Here is a 2,529-nt window from a genome sequence, read left to right as displayed (position 1 = left end):
GATTATCAATGTCCCCTAGTGCTCAAGAAGCTAAATGTCGCAGCAATTCTAATTTAGTGATAGCTCATAATTCGAAAACAATGCCGCCACGGAGCCTGGGGTTGTTGCGCCAGCCGCCTAATTTGCCTCTTCACCGCTTGGTGTGCCGGGCACCGCGAAATCCTTTGCTGCGCCAGCGGGTCTGCGCCCACCAGACACTACCGCCTTGTTCAACGAGGCGATGAGGTCCTCGACGCGTAGCGGCTTGCTGAGATAGTCGTCCATGCCGGCGTCCAGATACCTTTCCCTATCGCCGGCCATGGCGTTGGCGGTGAGGGCCACGATAAACGGCTGACGCGCATCCTGGATACCAGACGCCCGGATCAATCTTGTCGCCGCAAGACCGTCCATGTCCGGCATTTCGATATCCATCAAAATGACGTCGTGGCTGCCTTGCGTGTATGTGGATACCGCCGACCGGCCGTCGATTGCCAGGTCCGGTCGGTAACCAAGGCGCTCCAACACTTTGAAGCCAAGCTTTCTATTGGTGTTGTTGTCATCGACAAGCAGTATGCGAAGCGGAAACTTTTCCGCCATCGAACTATCTAGGGCCGGTCCCTTCGGCTGATCGGTCCGGGCGGGTCGCACAGGAGCCTCCGCAAAGACTGACATGAAAGCATTGAGGAGTGGCGAGGGCTTGATCGGCTTGGGAAGCATGGCCGCGAATTTGATGCTTTCGATGTCCGCCTTGTTCCTCTCATCAAGGGGTACGAGGGAACTCAACAATATCAATGGCAGATCACCGCTTTGACCAAGCCCACGTAATCGTTTGGCCAGTTCAATACCGTCCATCTCTGGCATGTTCATGTCGAGCACGACGGCGTCATAATGTTGGCCGCTTGCAATCCTGTCGAATGCGTTAAGCGGCGATTCGGTTGTATGTGGCACCATGGCCCAGGATTGGGCCTGCAGAGATAGGATTCGCCGGTTGGTTGCGTTGTCGTCCACGATCAGCAACCGTTTGCCCGCGAGTTCAACTTTGGCCACGGACATTTGCGCCTGCCTAGGAGCGGGCGCAGCGGCGGCGCGGATCGTGAAGAAGAATGTTGTACCCGCCCCTTCAACACTTTCCACCCATACTTGCCCACCCATCAGTTCTGCCAGGCGTTTGCTAATCGCCAACCCTAGCCCCGTCCCGCCGTAGCGCCGCGTCGTCGAGGCATCTACCTGGCTGAATGACTTGAACAAGCGATCCAATCGGTCCTCGGGAATACCGATGCCGGTATCGCGTACTGAAAACTGCAGGGTGGACAACCCCTCCGCGCTTCCGCTGTGGGCTGCGCCCGCACCCTCAGTTGCGTGCGGAACTTTCATCACCGATAGTACGATTTCACCTCGTTCGGTGAATTTCACGGCATTGTTGAGGATGTTAAGCAAGATCTGTCGCAGCCTCGTGCTGTCTGCGACAATCCCGTCGGGAGTACCGGGCTCCACCAGGTAGGCAAGGTCGAGCCCCTTCTCCGCGGTCTTGGAGGCTACGAGGTCAATCGCGCTCTCAAGGCATTCCCGCAGTTCGAAGGGCCTTGGATCGAGCTCCAGCTTGCCAGCCTCAACTTTGGAAAAATCAAGTATATCATTGATGATCGTTAGCAGCGCCTCCCCGCTGTGGCTGATCGTCTCGCTGATCTCGCGTTGTTCGGGGTCAAGGTTTGTACCGAGCAGCAAGTTGCTCATTCCGATCACGCCGTTCATTGGTGTGCGGATTTCGTGGCTCATGGTCGCCAGAAAAGAACTCTTCGCCTCATTTGCCGCCTCGGCCGCCTCCTTTGCTTGCTGCAGCGCAAGGGATAGCTGTTTGAGCTCAGTAAATAGCTGCGCGTTATGCAGGGCAGCACCGGCATTGGCGGCAATGGTGGAAAGCAAGCGGAGCGAGTCGTCGGTAAATATGCCCTCCCGGGTAGTGCTCTGCACGCTGATCACTCCTAGCGTGCCTTGCGCCGTCTTGATCGGAACTCCCAGATAGGACAAGGCATCCTTGCCGACGGGGGTGGCCCCGATCTGAGCACCGCGTTCTGCAACATCCTGATTGATAAGCAGCGGGTGGCCAGTTTCTATGATCTTGCTTGTCAGCCCTTCACCGAGGGTTAGCGTATTGAAGGCCTCGCCAAACTGATAGGGGAAATGGATTAGCTTGGTTTCCGGGTCGAGCAGAGCGACATAGACGATATCTGCATCGAAGATTTCCTGCATCTGGTCGCCGATCAGCTGGATCGTGCTTTCGAGTTCGGATTCCGCAATCAGCGCCTGGCTGACCGTGCTGATAGCACCAAGCTCGGCGGCGCGGGCCTCGGTCACTCGTAGCAGGCGCTGTGTTTCGTTAAATAGGCGGGCATTGGCAATGGCGACCCCCATGTTGGAGGCGACCGTCTGCAGAAGGCGTACGTCATTTTCGTCAAACGCATTCTCCAGGTAGCTCTGTACACTGATAACCCCCAGCGTTTTTTCGCCAGACTTGATGGGTACACCTATGTAAGATGCAGTCCTGTCTCC

General features: G+C 56.7%; 1 protein-coding gene. It reads right to left on the bottom strand.

Translation table 11 applies throughout. The features are described 5' to 3' along the window. Positions 1–117 precede the first annotated feature (117 nt). Positions 118–2,529, bottom strand: a 2,412-nt coding sequence (locus ACXJ7R_RS29900; RefSeq protein ID WP_457154967.1) for a response regulator, incomplete at its 5' end; no start/stop codon positions are given.

It is taken from the genome of Mesorhizobium sp. P5_C1 (assembly GCF_054049815.1).
Note: the sequence above shows the minus strand (reverse complement) of the source record. Positions and strands in the feature narration are given on the sequence as shown.